Origin of the sequence: Gilliamella sp. BG2 (genome assembly GCF_046635645.1) — a bacterium.
Classification (GTDB): Bacteria; Pseudomonadota; Gammaproteobacteria; order Enterobacterales; family Orbaceae; genus Gilliamella; species Gilliamella bombi.
The window spans coordinates 26,093-44,434 of sequence record NZ_JBIDFF010000009.1; the positions used below are offsets into that span (position 1 = coordinate 26,093).

General features: G+C 35.3%; 17 protein-coding genes, 1 tRNA gene and 4 pseudogenes. 9 read left to right on the forward strand and 13 right to left on the reverse strand.

What is annotated here, in order from left to right; genetic code table 11:
- Nucleotides 1-3: 3 nt before the first annotated feature.
- From truD to ACGH6Q_RS05390, 5 genes are read right to left on the reverse strand one after another with little or no spacing between them, the layout of a single operon-like run.
- Entirely contained in the window at nt 4-1,029 is a 1,026-nt protein-coding gene (gene truD / locus ACGH6Q_RS05370; RefSeq protein WP_366940310.1) for a tRNA pseudouridine(13) synthase TruD, read from the reverse strand.
- Between the two features lie 18 nt (nt 1,030-1,047).
- Nucleotides 1,048-1,533 carry a 2-C-methyl-D-erythritol 2,4-cyclodiphosphate synthase gene (ispF, locus tag ACGH6Q_RS05375; RefSeq protein WP_034910022.1) on the reverse strand — a complete coding sequence of 162 codons (486 nt, stop codon included), beginning with the start codon at nt 1,531-1,533 and terminating at the stop codon, nt 1,048-1,050.
- A gap of 4 nt (nt 1,534-1,537) precedes the next feature.
- On the reverse strand, nt 1,538-2,251 hold the full coding sequence (gene ispD, locus ACGH6Q_RS05380) for a 2-C-methyl-D-erythritol 4-phosphate cytidylyltransferase (RefSeq protein WP_065590840.1): 714 nt from the start codon (nt 2,249-2,251) through the stop codon (nt 1,538-1,540).
- Entirely contained in the window at nt 2,251-2,547 is a 297-nt protein-coding gene (gene ftsB, locus ACGH6Q_RS05385; protein ID WP_065590839.1) for a cell division protein FtsB, read from the reverse strand. The genes ispD and ftsB overlap by 1 nt, the downstream gene beginning before the upstream one ends.
- A 21-nt stretch (nt 2,548-2,568) precedes the next feature.
- Nucleotides 2,569-2,886, reverse strand: coding sequence for a TusE/DsrC/DsvC family sulfur relay protein (locus ACGH6Q_RS05390; protein WP_065560941.1), 318 nt, complete (start codon nt 2,884-2,886; stop codon nt 2,569-2,571).
- Nucleotides 2,887-3,080: 194 nt separating this feature from the next.
- Here ACGH6Q_RS05390 and ACGH6Q_RS05395 point away from each other — a divergent pair.
- Nucleotides 3,081-3,168 (forward strand) — tRNA-Ser (locus tag ACGH6Q_RS05395).
- Nucleotides 3,169-3,372: 204 nt separating this feature from the next.
- A pseudogene (locus ACGH6Q_RS05400) lies at nt 3,373-3,600 on the forward strand (transposase); the annotation flags it as partial.
- A gap of 92 nt (nt 3,601-3,692) precedes the next feature.
- On the opposite strand, the pseudogene ACGH6Q_RS05405 reads toward ACGH6Q_RS05400, so the two are convergent.
- From ACGH6Q_RS05405 to ACGH6Q_RS05415, 3 genes and pseudogenes are all read right to left on the reverse strand, one after another.
- Nucleotides 3,693-4,352: pseudogene (locus tag ACGH6Q_RS05405) on the reverse strand (IS3 family transposase); the annotation flags it as partial.
- A gap of 60 nt (nt 4,353-4,412) precedes the next feature.
- Nucleotides 4,413-5,453: a hypothetical protein gene (locus ACGH6Q_RS05410; RefSeq protein ID WP_411592215.1), complete on the reverse strand. Its 1,041-nt coding sequence runs from the start codon at nt 5,451-5,453 to the stop codon at nt 4,413-4,415.
- 222 nt (nt 5,454-5,675) lie between these two features.
- Nucleotides 5,676-6,017 carry a hypothetical protein gene (locus ACGH6Q_RS05415; protein WP_143422161.1) on the reverse strand — a complete coding sequence of 114 codons (342 nt, stop codon included), beginning with the start codon at nt 6,015-6,017 and terminating at the stop codon, nt 5,676-5,678.
- A gap of 118 nt (nt 6,018-6,135) precedes the next feature.
- Here ACGH6Q_RS05415 and ACGH6Q_RS05420 point away from each other — a divergent pair.
- From ACGH6Q_RS05420 to ACGH6Q_RS05435, 4 genes and pseudogenes are all read left to right on the forward strand, one after another.
- Nucleotides 6,136-6,300, forward strand: a pseudogene (locus ACGH6Q_RS05420) (3-oxoadipate enol-lactonase); the annotation flags it as partial.
- Between the two features lie 133 nt (nt 6,301-6,433).
- Nucleotides 6,434-6,760 (forward strand): hypothetical protein, encoded by a 327-nt coding sequence (locus ACGH6Q_RS05425; protein WP_411592218.1) that lies wholly within the window; start codon nt 6,434-6,436, stop codon nt 6,758-6,760.
- Nucleotides 6,761-6,771: 11 nt separating this feature from the next.
- Complete coding sequence (locus ACGH6Q_RS05430) at nt 6,772-7,608, forward strand: MBL fold metallo-hydrolase (RefSeq protein WP_411592219.1); 837 nt, start codon at nt 6,772-6,774, stop codon at nt 7,606-7,608.
- A 123-nt stretch (nt 7,609-7,731) separates the two neighbouring features.
- Nucleotides 7,732-7,845, forward strand: a pseudogene (locus tag ACGH6Q_RS05435) (transposase); the annotation flags it as partial.
- Nucleotides 7,846-8,150: 305 nt separating this feature from the next.
- On the opposite strand, the gene ACGH6Q_RS05440 reads toward ACGH6Q_RS05435, so the two are convergent.
- Nucleotides 8,151-9,038, reverse strand: a complete 888-nt coding sequence (locus tag ACGH6Q_RS05440; RefSeq protein ID WP_034915225.1) for a LysR family transcriptional regulator — start codon at nt 9,036-9,038, stop codon at nt 8,151-8,153.
- A 378-nt stretch (nt 9,039-9,416) separates the two neighbouring features.
- Between ACGH6Q_RS05440 and ACGH6Q_RS05445 the strand changes: the two genes are divergently transcribed.
- The gene (locus ACGH6Q_RS05445) at nt 9,417-9,653 is read left to right on the forward strand and encodes a hypothetical protein (RefSeq protein WP_411592221.1); all 237 of its coding nucleotides are present in this window, start codon (nt 9,417-9,419) and stop codon (nt 9,651-9,653) included.
- Between the two features lie 251 nt (nt 9,654-9,904).
- Nucleotides 9,905-11,290, forward strand: a complete 1,386-nt coding sequence (locus ACGH6Q_RS05450) for an MFS transporter (protein WP_174799033.1) — start codon at nt 9,905-9,907, stop codon at nt 11,288-11,290.
- A 318-nt stretch (nt 11,291-11,608) separates the two neighbouring features.
- Here ACGH6Q_RS05450 and ACGH6Q_RS05455 read toward each other — a convergent pair whose 3' ends face one another.
- Nucleotides 11,609-12,874 (reverse strand): Y-family DNA polymerase, encoded by a 1,266-nt coding sequence (locus ACGH6Q_RS05455; RefSeq protein WP_411592223.1) that lies wholly within the window; start codon nt 12,872-12,874, stop codon nt 11,609-11,611.
- Entirely contained in the window at nt 12,871-13,320 is a 450-nt protein-coding gene (locus ACGH6Q_RS05460; protein WP_208610499.1) for a LexA family protein, read from the reverse strand. The genes ACGH6Q_RS05455 and ACGH6Q_RS05460 overlap by 4 nt, the downstream gene beginning before the upstream one ends.
- A gap of 1,247 nt (nt 13,321-14,567) precedes the next feature.
- Here ACGH6Q_RS05460 and ACGH6Q_RS05465 point away from each other — a divergent pair.
- Nucleotides 14,568-15,638 (forward strand): DUF3829 domain-containing protein, encoded by a 1,071-nt coding sequence (locus ACGH6Q_RS05465; protein ID WP_065590829.1) that lies wholly within the window; start codon nt 14,568-14,570, stop codon nt 15,636-15,638.
- A gap of 178 nt (nt 15,639-15,816) precedes the next feature.
- On the opposite strand, the gene ACGH6Q_RS05470 is transcribed toward ACGH6Q_RS05465, so the two are convergent.
- On the reverse strand, nt 15,817-16,812 hold the full coding sequence (locus ACGH6Q_RS05470; RefSeq protein ID WP_411592225.1) for an MDR family oxidoreductase: 996 nt from the start codon (nt 16,810-16,812) through the stop codon (nt 15,817-15,819).
- Between the two features lie 209 nt (nt 16,813-17,021).
- Nucleotides 17,022-18,278, reverse strand: a complete 1,257-nt coding sequence (sstT, locus tag ACGH6Q_RS05475; RefSeq protein ID WP_034915289.1) for a serine/threonine transporter SstT — start codon at nt 18,276-18,278, stop codon at nt 17,022-17,024.
- Between the last annotated feature and the right edge of the window lie 64 nt (nt 18,279-18,342).

The following is an 18,342-nucleotide window of genomic DNA, read 5'->3' on the forward strand; positions in this document are numbered from 1 at the left end:
GGGCTACTCATTTTCTATTATTAGTTCACGTATCACACTTGTTGCATAACAACCTGATGGCAAATAAAAATTGAGTTCGAGACTATGCTCATCTAACCATTGCCAATTAAGCTGCTCTGCTCGTAACAATATTGACCGTCTTGCTGTTTCTACTCGCTCTTTTTTAAATAGATCATTAAATTCAGACCAACTTTCTAAACATTTTTGCTCAAACTCCAGCGCATCAAATAATGTACCTAGTGGTGAATCCCCCACCATTGGTGCAGTAATATTGATCTCGCCTTGTTCTAAACGCATTTGTAACTGAACTAGTTCGTCTGCTTGAGCAATAAACCAGCTACCACGATGCGCTAATTGTAATATATCGCCATTGAGCACGGTTTGATGCAAACTTTGGGTAATGCGTTGACTGACAATATTATTAAAAATCGCACTTCGCGCCGCAGAAAGATAAAAGCTACGTTTTTTTCGATCCTTAACCGAAATTTCGCCATTGGCCCATTTTATAGCCTGAGTAATATTATTTTCATCACGACCAAAACGCTGCTCACCAAAATAATTAGGCACACCATGCTGTTTGATTAATGCTAATTTAGATTCAATTTCAGATTGACTATTTAACGATTTTAAAATTATTTTAAAATAATTACCTTTTAATGCGCCAATTTTTAATTTTTTATTATGCCGCGTGACTTTTAATATTTTACAACCCGCCAAATTAAATGCCGAAAAGTCTGGTGTTTGTTGACCTGGCATATGTAAACTGAACCACTGCTCAGTAACCGCTTGGCGATCTTTCAAACCAGCATAACTTACTAGCTTGGTTGAAATTCCCACATATTTAGCCAACTGCTCAGCCACGAAAATGGTATTACAATCACGTTTTTGCAAAAAAACTAAAACATGTTCGCCTTCACCAGTCAACTCAAAGCCAAGATCTTCTGTCACATTAAAATCTTCGTATTGTTGCTTGTATTGTCCTTTAGTGGTCGGTTTGCCATATAAATAATTAAGTTGTGCTAACACTATTATTGCCTATTGTATAATTTAAACTGTTTCGGATTTTTTACTTAATAACACTACCGCTTGGCAAGCAATGCCTTCTTTACGCCCAGTAAAGCCTAATTGTTCAGTTGTTGTTGCTTTTACACTAATTTGTTCAAAATGAACTTTCAGATCTTCTGCTATATTAACTCGCATTTGATCAACATGCGGTCGCATTTTAGGTTCTTGGGCAATAATAGTAGTATCTAAATTAACTAATTCATAACCTTTAGCTTGAACAAGGGTATACACCTCTTTCAATAATATTCGACTATCTATACCTTTATATTTAGGATCTGTATCAGGAAATAGCTTACCGATGTCACCTAATGCCAATGCGCCAATTAAAGCATCGGTTATTGCATGTAACACAACATCACCATCAGAGTGAGCAACAAGGCCATATTGATAAGGAATTTTTACCCCAGCAAGAGTTATAGGACCCTCTCCACCAAACTTATGAACATCAAATCCATGACCTATTCTCATACTTTTACCTATTTGGAATCTGCTTAGTTAAATAAAAAGTAGCCAATGCTAAATCTTCAGGACGGGTTATTTTTATATTATCCCCACGACACTCAATTAATAAAGGATGCCCACCACAATACTCAATGGCTGAAGCTTCGTCAGTGATGGCAACATGATCATTTAGAGCTTGTTGCAAACATGATTTTAGTTCGCCAGCATTAAACAGTTGAGGAGTAGCAGCGCCCCATAAATAAGTCCGATCTTCAGAATAATCAATAATGGTATCATTATTTTGACAAGCTCGCTTAATCGTATCACTAACACGGGTGGCTAATATACCGCCTTGTTTTTTAGTTGTTACTGTTTCAATCAGCCGAGTAATATCACAATGAGTCACACAAGGTCTTGCCGCATCATGAACTAAAGCCCACTGTTCATCATTTAGCAATTTTAATCCGGCTAAAACAGAATCAGCTCGAGTTTTGCCACCTAAAGCAACTTTAATCTTATCGTGCTGAGCAATTGAAAGGGTATTAAATATATTATCTTCTGAGCTAATCACAACAATAACTTGAGCGATTTGAGGATGCGTTAATAATTTATTTAGAGTATGTTCTAAAACGGTCTTCGAACCAACTTTTAGATATTGTTTAGGGATTTGACTATTCATACGGCAACCAACTCCTGCTGCCGGTACAATAGCAATGATATCATTAAGATTATTCAAGTTATGCATTATCGTTTTTTAGTATCCGAATCAATTATAATTCGATAAAAATATTCATCAGGTTTAACCATACCCAAATGACTACGAGCACGCTCTTCTATTGCTTCATAGCCACGTTGCAAATCGTTAATTTCAGCAAACATCTGTTCGTTACGAGTCTTTAACTTCTCATTATCGGCACGCAAATTGACTAACATTTCTACATTATCTTGATAATCGTACACATTATTTTTGCCATACCATAAAGAATATTGCAGATAACCCAGTACAGCTAATAACAATAAAGGTAGCTTCCATCTTCTCATGAATTTAGTATTATCCTTTATCTATATGCATTTAACTGGTTTTGGTAAGCCTGCAAGTTTAGTTGCTTGTTTAGCAGGACCGTCTGGAAATAATTTATACAAATAACGACTATTACCCTTTTCTGCACCAAACTTTTTTTCCATTGCTTTGACTAAAGCTCGAATAGCTGGTGAGGTTTTATATTCTAAGTAAAAATCACGAACAAATAAAATAACCTCCCAATGGGCATCGGTTAATTCAATGGACTCTTTGGCTGCCAATTCTGGAACCAAATCAACAGTCCAATCCTGCCAATTTTTTAAATAGCCTTTCTCATCAGTTTCTATCTGCTCTAACATTTTTTCAAAGTACGTTATTTTATTTGCGTTGTATTATACTCAATTAATCAAAATCCAACACTAATTTTGCAGGCAAATACGTTATTGTTTGTTTAATTCCTTCAAAATTTGATGAAATTTAAAGCAAACGATAAAAAAAATTAAAATAGCTATTTACAAATAAACAAGTCTCCTTTAATATTCACAGCCATTGCGGAAGTGTGGCTGAGCGGTTGAAAGCACCGGTCTTGAAAACCGGCGAGGGGCGACCCTCCCAGAGTTCGAATCTCTGCGCTTCCGCCATCTTCTTATTGTGGCAAATTCCACAGTTGTCCATAGAAGTCCACTTAAATCCACTATTTAAACGCCTACCGAAATATATTTGAATTATTTTGTATTTTTCATCAAATACTGTAACCATCCCCTAAAAGAGTACAGCAAAAAAGTAGAAAATTCTCTATGATAAAAGTAAAGGGGATTAATTATGAAAAAAATGACTGAACTCAAATCGTGGCTATTTTAAAAGAAGCTGAAGCGGGTATTCCCGTTAAAGAACTGTGCCGTAAATATGGCATGGGTAATTCAACTTTCTATAAATGGCGGGAAAAATACGGCGGAATGGAAACTTCGGATATCAAACGCTTAAAGGAGCTGGAGGCTGAAAACCGCAAGCTTAAGCAGATATTTGCCGAACTGAGTTTAAAATCCCAGCTTCAAGAAGAAATTATAAAAAAGCTTTAGTGCCCACAAAGGCACGTAAAACGTGGGCACAGCAACTACAATTTATCATTGGTATGTCCACACTTTTTAGTACCAAAAAGATAAGGTCATCGATTTCTTTTGTATTCAATCGGCGACTGGTAATTTAATGTTGAATGAAGTCGATTATAATTAAACCAATCCACATAGTGATTAAATTCCAATTTAAGTTGCGCCAGTGAATCAAAAATAGTATTTGACACAAATTCTGTTTTCACTGCTTTGAATGTGCTTTCTGCAATTGCGTTATCATAGGGGCAGCCTTTGCGACTTAACGACTGTTTAATTCCAAATGCTGTTAAACATTCATCAATCAAATGATTATCAAACTCTTTTCCTCTATCAGAATGAAACAACTCAATCGTCTGTAAGTTCATTGGAATTTGACTCATAGCTTGCATGACCAGTGCCGCTGTTTTATGCCTGCCAGCACTTCTCCCCACTATTTCTCGATTACTGATATCAACAATTACACAAAGGTAGTGCCAACGTTGTTTAACCCTTACATAGGTTAAATCGGTCACCAATATGTTTCGTGGTTGACCTATATCAAATTCTCGATTCAGTTCATTCCCCACCAGCGATTCATTGCTTTTTTCTTTATGAATACAATATTTTTTACAGGTGTATTTCGAAACCCAGCCATTTTTCGCCATTATTCGACCTATTCGGCGTCGAGATACGGTTATGCCTTGCTTCCTCAGCTCTGCTTGCAGACGCCTTGTACCATAAGCACGATAAAAAGTTACGGAGTCAAACTATTTACAGAACAGATAAAACAAATTTAACTAAGGCTTAACACAAGCAGCTCTATATAGGTTAAAAGTTAATTCATAACCTAAATCCCCATCCCCTAGATCGACTCGAATTGATTTTCCCTTGTATGTATCGATTGTCCAATACCAATCATAAGGATGCTTAGTTTCCCAGTCGTCAAGACCTAAATAGTGATTAGGATGATTAAACAAAGTTCCCCATTCATTAATTAGCCCACCAATCCACTTGCCATTACCTCCGCGATAGCTTAATTGTCGGCGATAACCATTGATATTTCTTCCAGGAATACCTCCTGTCCAAATATCATCATTATTTGCATTAGTATAATCTGCAACACTCGGCATCCGATAACCTATTTGATTGCAATAATCTTTTGTCTTACTAGCTGAAGCATTTATACCAACCCCTTGTGCTATATACCATCTTTCAATTTTAAAGCTATACAAGACGTTACTTTTGGCTCTATCTGAATAAAGCTTAAATGTAGAGGGACTAAAATTTTTATTAGCACTACTGTTTACTGGTCCTTTTAGTACTATCTTTAAAGCTACATCTCGTGAGCCTTTTCCCCAACCTGGTGTTATTGCAGATGATAAAGCTAAACTAACTCCACTCCCTGATTCCGGGAATACTCTAGCGCCATTAGCTGAGATAATCTCTTCGGGCGTTACGTTTGCTAATAATAAATAAAAATAAACATTATTTGTTCCTGTCGATGGGAAATTACGTTGTGGATTATTTATATCTTGTGGTACAAATCCTTTTCCTTTTACCCAATCAGGACCATCTAAATCTTTATATACAGTATTATTACTGGAATCGTTTGATAAATTAGGTTGAGCATAACAAACCAATGGCGCACTTGGTTCAAAATAATCAGGATTCGATATCCATATCCATAAATCAACTGAACCTGCATCTCCGTCTGTACCATATTTTAGACACGGGTTTTCGAACGACGGTAATATTATGGCATCACTACGATGATTTTTTACGCGACCATTTTTACTAGTTAATGCTTCTAAACTCCATGAATATGGCAATAATAACACGCCCAACACCAACAAGAGTTTTCGGGGTAATTTGAGAGATAATTTGGAAAATATAAATGAGTTTCGTGCAAAAACTCGGCGAAGAGGATTATTTAATAAATTTAAATCGTAGGTTTGCCAGTGCTTGTGCCTTGTGCCTTGTGCCAGAAATGATAATGCATTATTGTCTACCTGTCAAGTAACATTTTGTTTTATTTAGATTTTTTATAATTGTCTGCTTATTTAATAAGCTTGTTTTCCTATAACGGTAAAAGTATAGCCGTTTAAAAAATAGTTGGCTAGTTTTTTTGTGGATTTTTGTAAAAAACATACAAATGAAATAGTCCTGTTTGGCGGCGACACCCGACTCTTTCCCTTGTGAGTGTAATGTATCATGCTTCCATCACTCAATAGATTCAAGCGCACAACAGCAATATCAACACAGTTAGAGTATCTTACATTATCTGCTTCTGATTTGTTAATACAAGAAAAAGAGAGAGTAAAACGGCTAAACTGTTTATTAAAAAAGTCAGAAAAAATTAATTTGACAGTACCACTGTAATTAATGAATTCTTTTCCGGTCATCAACCATTTCGATGCGGATATCGAAATTATCCATTAGCGTAAGAAAAGAAATTATTCTAATAATATTAACAATATGGAACCACATGATATAAGTAAAAATAATTATATGGAGGTATAAATGTTTATTAGACCACTGAAATTAACTCAGCATATCGATGATGTACAGGGTCCTGAAAATGCAACAACGCTGATTCTTCTACACTTTCTGGGAACGGATTTGCACCTATGGGATTTGCAAATGCCGCGATTAACCGAGCGTTATCGGGTAGTCAGGTTGGATATGTTGATCAACTAAGGAGTAGTGATGCCGAATTCGGAATGGTATCTAGATGTTATTAAAAGCATGCGTTTATTAATATCAAGGATAATATAGTCACACAATTACTAAAATACTTACATATAGGAAAAGTTATTCGATGCCCAGTATTACTATTTATACAACATCAGATCATCACCTAGAAACTTGTGATTTTGCTGATTTTTCTACTTCTTTGACCAAACTTACCAAAGAGATTCTGAAAGCTAAAGATAATAATATCCATATAGCTTATCTAATTGCGGATGTAGGTTATGGGGAATCTGTATACTTTGAGGCTAAACTTAGACAAGAAATTTTTCGTAGTGAGTCAGTCATGAATGAATTCTCACGTCAGGTTGATTTATTAATTAGAGAAAAGTTCGGCGTAATTGCGAGAATTCGTTGCTTTCTTTATGATTCCAATAATATTTTCGCAAAAAACTAAAAGGTAACTGTATGAATGATAAATTGCCAATGAAGGACCTTGGAGAGGTACAAGTAACTGCTGTTAGTGATGGCTACTTAAAAGTTGATTTTGGAATGCTGGCGAATATTAGTGAGACAGAGTGTTATTTCATTCAACAAAACGCCTGCCAAGATGAACCTAATTCAGTGCACATTAATGCCTTTTTAGTTCAACACAAAGGTAAAAATATCTTAATTGATAGTGGCGCAGGTAGTTTTAAAGGATGGGGAGGAAGGATAGTAAATAATTTGGCTAAACTTGGGGTGAAACCAAATGATATTGATGCCGTATTACTCACACATGCTCATCCCGATCATATAGGTGGCTTGATCAACTCCTGCGGAGAGGCAGTATTTCCAAATGCAGAATTAGTAATTAGTCAAAATGAGTATGATTATCTAAAAGATGACAAAAAGTTTTTTTCTTCCAGCGATCGTGTCAAAGGTAATTTTATTTTTGCTCGCAATGTTTTAAAACAGTATCAAGAAAATCTGCGGTTAGTTAATGAAGGTGAGGTACTTGCTGGTATACATGCATTACCATTAAAAGGGCATACACCAGGGCATACTGGTTATAAAGTCGAGGGAGAAAATAGTAGTTTATTGATTTGGGGTGATATTGTCCACTTTCCACATATCCAACTTTTAAAACCAAATGTCTCAATTGCTTTCGATTATGATCCTAAATTGGCAGCGGAAACCCGTATTCGCATCCTTGATATGGTGAGTTCTAAACACATTCTTGTTAGTGGGATTCATTTTGGATGTGAAGGTTTTGGTTATATTCAAAAGCTTAAAAGAGGATATGAAATTGTACTTACTGATTAATTAACTAATGTTTTTTCAAATCATATTTAATAATTTTGTAAGCTATCAATTGTAACTATCCCCTAAAATAGTACAGCAAAAAAGTAGAAAATTCTCTATGATAAAAGAAAAGGGGATTTAATTATGAAAAAAATGACTGAACATCAAATCGTCGCTATTTTAAAAGAAGCTGAAGCGGGTATTCTGGTTAAAGAACTGTGCCGTAAATATGGCATGGGTAATTCAACTTTCTATAAATGACGAGAAAAATACGGCGGAATGGAAACTTCGGATATCAAACGCTTAAAGGAAATACTTTGAGGTCCCTCTGATAAAAATAATTTTGGCAAATTTTCGAGAAAGAACCTTTGTCAATATACGTACACCTTCTTGAAAACGGAATAAATGTTATATTCTGAATTTGGATAATAGTATTGTGAGAGAAAGGGATTGTGTCAATAAGATACTCTCCCATTCCTTTAATATCTGAGCAATGTGGAACAGTTTGCGTGTTAAAATATTTCAATAGCATAGTCTGAGCTAGTATCATGCGTGCAGGTCAGTTAATAACCGATATCGTGCAACCGAGGATCTTGGAATATTGATATCATCATATCAATGAATTTATCAGTATCCAAATAGGGACAATCAACACGGTAGATAAGCTCAATTTTAAAATCATTAAACTCTCTAGCTAGCTGATGAATTTTTATTTTGTTCTTAATTTCATTACTGATTGAGCAACGTAAAACCAGCGAGACCCCTTTGCCAGCGGCTATGTTTGAAAACAAAACAGGATAAGATCCACATTCAATTACTCGTTTAGGCGTAATGTTACCTTCATTAAACAGTACACTGAAATTGCGAGTTGATGTGGCACATTTTTTACTACTTAACAAAAAAACTTCCCCGTCTAGACTAGATATATTTGTGATTGGTAAATGATTTTTTTCTGTGACAATCACTAATTCGCTGGAAAGTAATGTGAAACATGTATGCCGTTTGTTAGAAAAGCCTGCTCCAATGATGACTGCATCAAATTCGTTTTTATCAAAAGCGTTGAGCAAACTGATCGTGTTTCCTATTGAAATATCGATGTTCCAACCCAACTCTTCACCAAAATCAATCAAAGCAGTAATTATATAGGGGGGTAAGCACTCAATTATTCCAATTCTTATGGTCAACTGACCATCTTTGGAGTAGGAAATGTTATTTTTACAATCATTCGCTAGGTTCAGCATTTTAAGTGCGTATTCATAAAGTATCTTACCCTGTGTAGTAGGTAGACATCCTTCGATTTTCCTATCTAATAATGTAACATCTAGCTTTTCCTCCAGACTTCGTATTCGATGAGAAATACTAGATTGCACTCGATTTAGGCGTTCTGCGGCTTGGGTTATATTCCCTGTGTCTACGACTGTTACGAACGCCAGAAGTTCATCTAGCTTCATTTTAACTCTCCTTCTAAGTGTTGAATAAATATTTCAACAATATTTTTAGTTATCAGAAGAGGGCTTTTGTAGGATAGTTGCAGCAAAAATAGTACTAGGCTAAAAATAAACCTTCATATCTAACAACTCTATTCCATGAGCTTGTCTCAACATAATATTATTAGGGTATCAATCTTTTCGATGTACATCACGATTTTATTCACTGGTTTTTTATTATTCTGAGAATTATGATTTTAGCATTAATATCGTTTGTCTATTCTATAACGTAATAGTGACACAATCAAATAGTTGCATGATAAACCGAATAGACTTTGATACGTTATCTAGTGTTAATTACAGCTAATTATTGAAACTTTCTACTCGTAAATAGGATAAAATATGGTGCACACTAAGTTTGATAGAGTAATGAATAATCTGGTTGATTATGCCTACGAGCAAACAACTTCTGATAATGATACGATCCGCATGGCACATTTTTGTTTGTTAGATTCGATAGGGTGTGCGATAGCTGCCTCTTCTGATGCCGATTTTTCGAGATTGATGAATAGTGTGCAATTCAGCAAAAACAGTCAGGGCATTCCCATTATAGATAGATCTCTATGGTTAAGACCTTAGGAGGGATTAAGGGTATGCTTCCGCTGATTAGTGAAAGTATGCACAATCTATTTTATGTCCTCACCGCTTACTGCTTTCTCAGAAATATTCGTATCAACGGTAGCAAGTAGGAATGGAAAGCTCCTCGTAATCCAGTAATAGCTAGGCCAGAAGAAGTATTGACTCTTGGAATGATGACCTTTCTCGAAAGCAAAAGTTTAGAGACAAAAATTCTTTGCGCATAATTTCATTATAATAAAGGACCTGTAAATATGTCGTTGGTAAGTAATAGCAGTATTCTTGAGCAAGGTTTTGATGTACCAAGGCGCTATTTTGCAGCTGCGGCCATTTTGATAGGGGTGCTAATGTCAGCATTAGATGGTTCCATTGTTAATATTGCATTACCCTCCATTGCTTGTACGTTACAAATTGATTCTGCATCTAGTATTTGGATTATCAACGGCTATCAGGTTGCCAGCGCAGCCACGATGCTAATTTGTGCATCGCTTGGATCGAGGATTGGTGAAAAGCGTTTTTATACAGCTGGTATGATTTTATTTACGCTCTCATCCTTAGGTTGTAGCCTTTCTCCAACCTTTAGTGCTCTGGTCACTATGCGGATACTACAAGGAATTAGTTACGCTGTAATGATTAGCGTTGGGTTGGGGCTGTACAGAGTTATATTTCCACCTTATAAGTTGGGGACAATATTTGGGCTAAATGCGATGGTATTTGCGGTGGGTACGGCTGTCGGCCCAGCATTAGGAGGAATTATTATTTCTTATTTATCTTGGCCATGGCTTTTTTATATCAACATTCCACTTGGAGGGTTTGCTATAATCTTTTCGTTTATCTCATTAGGGAAAGATAATGAAAATGAAAAAGGCTTTGATTTAGCAGGAGCAATTAGCTCGGCAGGAGCATTAGGCTTGATGGTGATTACAGTTGATCAAATTGGTAGCTGGGAAAATCATTCGTTGATATTTTGCGCAGTGGTTTCAACGATCTTATTTATCCTATTTATTGCTGTCCAGACTCGTTCAAAGCATCCTTTATTACCGCTTGATATATTTTGTTCACGCCGATACACTTTTGCGGTGCTCTCTTCCCTATCTATGTTTGTTGCTCAAGGAATTGCGTTGGTAAGCTTACCTTTTGTTTTACAACATACTTATAACTATTCTGTGCTAGAGTCTGCTTTTATCTTTTCACCGTGGCCACTAGCTGTAGCTTGTTGCGCACCTATTGCAGGAAGACTGTCAAACCGTTTTAATCCTACCCATATATCTACTATTGGCGTGATGTTTTTTTGTATAGGTTTAGGTTCATTAGCTTTGTTATCGGAAGCTGCAACAGTGAGTGACTTCTTGTGGCGAGTGGTCATTTGTGGCGTTGGTTATGGTTTTTTTCTCCCGCCAAATAATAAGGAAATGTTTAGCAATGTTTCAAAAAATCGAACAGTCACAGCGTCTGGAGTATTATCTACAGCCAGAACGACTGGGCAGTCAATCGGTGCTGCTTTGGTAGCTATGGTAATTGCGCTATTAAATGGATTAATGGAGAGTACCAACGCAGAATTTGGTGTATATATTTTTTCTATTGCTTGTGTGATTGCTGCAATATCATCAGTTGTTAGTACATTACGTCTACGTTGTTAAAAAAATTCAAGAGGTGATTAATTGTGTATATAAATTCCAAAGGTACTGTCAAATTAACTTTCTAATATGAGTTTAAATTTGATAACTAATTTTTTATTTATAATTTTGAGTGAAACTCGGGTAATAGAGACCATTCGGTAAATTGACATGTGACTAAAACTCGAAAGGTTTTAGCAGAGCACAAGCACCTTACACAATTGAAAATGATCATAGATATTGCCAAATCGAGATAAGAATAATTGTGTTTGCTTTAATGACTTAAATTCAAACATTTATATCGATAATATCATAGTTTTACTAAATCAAACTAAAAAATAATCATTTAACGATTAACAACTCTTCCCACCGAGTAGTATAACGCGGAGTCAGTAATTCACGTTTAATCTGCCAAGGGGCTTGCTTTCTTACGGTACCTAATTGCACCGTATGTTTACCCATCTTCTGGTTGATGGCATCCAGTGCTTGCATCAACTTATCACTTTTTTGCTTTTGCTCTATATTATTGAACGTTTCAAATAACTCATACTGCGTATCGGTGTGCTTAACCTGTAAGTCAAGTAACACCACGCCGGCCTTCATAAACAAAAAACCTTGTTTATAAATAGCCTGCAATCCCTTTTGTGCGGCTTGAATAATGAGCCGTGAATCATCTGTAGGCAAATGCAGTGGAACCACGATAGAAGGATGATATTGCACGATATCCTCACGAAATCGATTAGTTTTTAAAAAGACCTGTACGGCACTAGTCACAGAACTTTGCTTTCTGAGCTTTTCAGCTCCTCGACTAGCATGAACGAGAATCGCTTCTTGCACATCAAATAGCTCACCAGTTAACTGACCAAAGCTACGCGAAACCATAATATTCTGTTTAGGAATAGATAAATCATCCAATTCGATACAAGGTGTACCTAGTAGCTCTAACACCGTCCGTTCAAGCATCACGGAAAATTGCTGTCTAATTTGTTTAGTGTTTGCTTGCCGCAAATCCCATGCAGTCTGGATGCCTAACGATTGTAGTTTCTCTGAAATACGCCTTCCAACACCCCACACTTTACTCACAGGAAACTGCTGCAAGACTCGACTCAATAAAGGTTTATTATTCGGTAAATAACAAACTCCTTGATAAGTGGGTTGTTTTTTAGCAACATAATTGGCTATTTTGGCTAAAGTTCGTGTTGACGCAATACCGATACTGACGGGGATACCTGTATCACGTTTGACTTTGGTTCTTATTGTTTGACAGTGCGAAATAACATCTGAGAACCCTGTTAAGGAAATAAAGGCTTCATCAATCGAATACAGTTCTACATCTGCTGTATAATCACGCACTGTATTAAAAACACGCTGACTCATATCACCGTATAGCTCATAATTAGAACTCAACAAGGTGATTTTTTTACGAACACTCGGGGAAATTTGATAAGCAGGCATACCCATCGGAACAAGTGGTTTCAACTCATTCGATCGCGCAATGACACAGCCGTCATTATTGGATAAAATACCAATCGGTTGTCCTTCAAGCTTAGGATTAAATACTCGCTCACAAGATGCGTAAAAATTATTACAATCCACTAACCCAATCACAAATAGCCACGACCTCTGAGAGAGTGGATCGTATGAATCACTACTCCCCAAATATGCACTTCTTTACCAGCTAATGAGATCGGTGGATAAAGCGCATTACCAGCTAATAAATGATATTGACCATTAATTACGCCAAGGCATTTACAGGTTAACTCTCCATCAATGGCTGCAATGACCACATCACCGACTACTGGTTCTAAAGAGCGATCAACAATTAATAAATCACCACTAAAAACACCATAATCCACCATTGAATCACCCATTGCCTTGATATAATAGGTCGCACTAGGGTGTTTGACTAAATGCTCAGTTAAATCGAGTTTTGCTTCTAAATAATCATCAGCTGGCGAAGGGAAACCAGCTCTAACTGGTATATCCACCAACGGTAGTTGATTAATAATAGATGTATCAACACAGCCAAGCACAATACAACTGAATTTGTGCAAGAAAATACTCCTAAAAACTAAACGAAAGAACATCACCACTGTTTTTTTAGTTATCGTGGCAAAAAACGAACATGGATAAATATACAGCATATAATGCGAACTTCAACAGATTTTAGTGTAAAAAAATATAAAAGTGTAAATAAAGCACTATGTGAATAAGTTAGCTTGATAGTGTCAAATCAAGGAATAAAATTGGATATATCAAAGCGATTAATACAGAGTGTAATAACTTTTTTAGTTTAGACAACGTGCTACACTATCTACAAGAGCAACTTTTGAATCAATTAATAAGGTCAACTGGACATGAAAAATAGACTATTTATTTTAATATTGTATTTTAATTTTTCTATTATTATGACTGTAAAGGCTGAAATGATGAATCCTAATGTAAACACGAACCATTGAACAACATTTGCAAGATGATAACCGTTTAGTGGAGTATAAGTTTTATAGCACTATTACAAAAAGAATTAGTTAATAAAAAAGATTTCTTCCAGCTAAAAGACCTAGAGAGTAATTAATCCTAACAATTGAGTTGCTCGAATTTTACTTTTCCTGCGCTTCCTCCATCTTTTTTAAATATAAATCAATAAACTACAATTTAAAAAAATATAAATTCAATTTTATCAAAAAATAACTGTCACTAATTTGACTAAAAATTATAGTTAACCTTACAACCATTTAAGCGCTGAAATGTGCTGTTAAATATTGAATACCACAACTTCTATAAAATATAAAACACTAAAACAAACAGCGTAAGCGTAATTTTCCAGATAAGCACTATAGGGTATTTACAAAAATATTCACTTTTTAGATTATATTTTTGTAAACAGATTCAGGAGTCAATATCATTTGATAATTAAAACTTCTCAGAATCCTTCTTAGTAAAGCGTGTGATCACCATCATATCAATTAAAAACTCACGAAACAGGTATTCCTCAAATAAATGGGTTAATCAAAAAAATAATACATACCTTAATGGAATGATCAGCAAATAGTTCACCATTCAAAGATAAAAAACAAAAGGTTAAATAATTTCCAACAAAATGCCTTATGAGTTTTTAAAAAATCATTTTAACCATGAAATATAAGCAACTCGGTGTTTTCCTACAATATAAGACTTATTACAAAATTAAGCCCCAATATCACAATTTTTATTTCATTTCATATTTTATTAGAAATAATCTTTAAAAGATAATAAAGTATTAATTCAATGAATTTAGAACACAAAAATGAAGGGATAAACAATGAAAAAAAATTTTTTAACCGTATTGATTGCTGGATTTTTGATGATTGGCTGTGATGACAAACCAACTGAAAACAAAACGCAACAACCAACAGCAGCTTCAGAAGTTAAATCTTCTAAGTCTAAAACTACTGAAGATGTTTCACGGCAATTTGCACTGAAAGCACGTAAAGGTAACATATGGCTAGATGTTTTTAATGCTAATGTCTCCCAAGCTGCAGATAAATTAAGAGGGAATGGACATGGCAGGATGACTTCTTCTCTTTATCATCTTGATAGCAGTGTTGAGGGTTTTTTAAGAGGTATCAGTGATAAAAACGGTAAAATTGATGTCAATTATGTGAAAAAAAATCCAACGAAACTTTTTATCGGTTATCACCCAGGACCAAAAGAGCTTGATGAATATAAACAATTGATTACTGAGTTATTAGCATTTAAACCAGAGTTACCCGAACTTGATGCCGCAGGCAAAGCATTAAGTGATAAATATATTGAAATAGGATTAGCTTATGATCAGATAGCTAAATATTATTTAGATAATGAGTATAAATTGGATGACTTTGCCAAATTACCTGAACTGTTAAATAATTTGAACACGCTTTATAACCAATATATTGAAGCAAAAAGTGTGGCTTTAGCGGCTTATGGTAAATTATACAAAGAAATCCATGCATTTCAAAAATCAGAAATAAAAAACAAAGGGTTAACACTTAACTACAATTGCATGGAAATCATGGATTTATCTGAAGATGTTATCGATTTAATCAATGAAAGCTTTAACGAAGACAACCAGTTTAAAAATCTCGATAAATCAGCCCTTGAACAAAAAATTCAACAAATAGAATCCATAGCCAATGAATTAATGACGAATAAAGGCAAAAATAAATTGATTAAACAACAAGGTTTAAACGATATGTATTATGACGGTTTTGTTGATCGTTTACCTGGATTGATTAATCAAATGAAAGTAGTTTTAAAAAATTTACAGACCAATACTGTAGAAAGAGAAGTTGATTCTTTGAATGGGGAACTTAAAAGTGTAATTAATGGCTATAATCAAGTAATCAATTAAAAATAGATAAAGATCGTTTCATTGCTAACATTTTAGTCATTATCAATGACAATAAATAGTGGTATAAATAAAAGCGGTGTAAATATTACATCGCTGTTTTTTTTAACTTTATAGCAAATGAGTAGGACAAGTAATTAACAGTAATTATCAAAATACTACTGTTTAGTCAAACCTAGATTCATTTGTTTACATCAACAACAAAACGCCCTTTTATTTGCCCTGCAATCATTTTATTTGCCACCTCAACACAATCATTTAGTGTGATTGTATTACTAATATGAGATAACACTTTTTCATCCAGATTGTGTGCCAATAAATTCCATGCTGCCACACGTTTATCATAATTTGCCATCACACTATCCACCCCAGCTAACGAAACACCTCTTAAAATAAACGGCGCAACCGTTGCCGGTAAGTCCATGCCTTGAGCAAGACCACAACACGCCACAATTCCGCCATATTGAGTTTGGGCACAAGCATTTGCTAAAGTGTGCGAACCAACCGCATCGACAACAGCTGACCACAGTTCTTTTTGTAATGGTTTACCCGTTTCTTTTAAGGTTTGACCATCAATAATATTAACTGCGCCAAGTTGTCGTAAATAATGATCTTCTTCAATTTTACTCGTTGATGCGGTGACTTGATAACCAAGTTTAGTAAGTAATGCAACGGCAATTGAGCCAACTCCACCACTAGCACCTGTTACCAAAACCATACCATCTTGTGGTTTTACACCTAAATCAACAATACGTTGGACACAAAGGCCTGCTGTATAACCTGCTGTACCAATTGCCATTGCTTGATAATTTGTAAGTTTGTTGGGCAAGGGTATTAGCCAATCAGATTTTAAATAAGCATATTGTGACAAACATCCCCAATGAGTTTCGCCACACCCCCATCCATTTAATATAACTATATCGCCTTTTTGATAGCGACCACTACGACACTCTAGCACAATACCAACACCATCAATACCTGGTACCATTGGCCACTGTCGAACAACAGGACTTTTATTAGTTAAAGCTAGCGCATCTTTATAGTTAATACTTGAATAGGTTATTTGGATTAAGGTATCACCTTCTTGCGCTAATAACTGCTGTTTACTAATACTCTTTAAGGAGCATGAAAACCCCGTTTTTTCTTCTTTCGATAAAACAATGGCATTAAATGGCATAGTGTCTCCTCATCACATATAGTATCGGAACATCTAAATAATATAATAATCCACTTAAATATTAGATGTTTTTTTAATAATAAAGAGTCATTCGAGAAAAAGCAATGTGATATGTTTGGTTGTGAGGGATAAATAAAAACTGAGCTGATAATAACAAATCACCATGCTCAGTTATAAATCAGAGTTACCAATTAAATAGGCTTGAATACTTAATTTTTAGTCGTATTATTTTTCTTCTTCTGCGCGGCTGATGAAACCGCACCAATAAACACAACATCACTTGATGAGTTCAATGCGGTTTCAACCGAATCTTGAATAACGCCAATTGCAATTCCAATGCCAATCACTTTGGCTGAAATTTCGTTAGGTATACCAAACATACTACATGCGACAGGAATAAGCAGTAACGATCCACCCGCAATCCCTGATGCCCCACAAGCACATACTGAAGTTACAATACAAAGTAATACCGCAGAATAGATATCAACATGTATACCAGCACTAGCTGGCATTGAGTTGACGGTGGCTAGAGTTAAAACTGTTATAGTAACGGCAGCACCTGACATATTAATTGCAGCACCTAGCGGTACAGCAACCGAATAAGTATCTTCATCCATTTTATATTTTTTACAGATCTCCATATTAACGGGAATATTTGCTGCTGAACTTCGGGTAAAGAAGGCTGGGATCGCACTCTCTTTTAAAGAGGTAAATACTAATGGATAAGGGTTTTTGTGCATAACTAAATAAGCTAATAATGGATTAATCACCAATGCAACAAACAGCATACAAGAAACTAACACAACCAATAGATGTGCATATTTCAGTAATTCACCAAAACCCGTTTCAGCTAGCGTTGAGGCAACTAATCCAAATACCCCTAAAGGAGCAAAGCGGATAATAATTCTTACAATAAAAGAAATAGCATAAGACAGATCATTCATCATTGTTTTAGTACTTTGGCTAGAGTGTCTTAATGCCAAACCGATACCAACACCCCAAATGATAAGACCAATATAGTTTGCATTAATTAGTGCATTTATCGGATTGTCGATCATTTTTTCTAATAAGGTTTTTAAAACAGCAGCAATACCACTAGGCGGTGTAAGTTCAAGGTTATTTAACGTATCACCAAATGAAATCTGTGATGGGAATAAAAAACTAGCAATGGTTGCTAATAATGCGGCTAACATCATTCCAACAAAATAAAGAGCAATTAATGGTCTCATATTGGCTTGTTTGCCATGTTGATGATTTGATATTGATGCAATTACCAAAATGAGTACTAGTATAGGAGCAACTGATTTTAAAGCATTAATAAATAGCCCACCTATAAGTGACATCGCTAATGCGGTATCTTTCGACACCGCAGCGAGAATAATACCAAATATTAAGCCCAACAAAATCTGCGGTATCAGCCCTATTTTAAAATAAAAACGCACCAAAGGATGTGAAGAATGAGTCATAATATTCCTTTCTTATTAAAATAAAGTTAAAACAATAACATAATTCAACATTGTGTTTATAGAA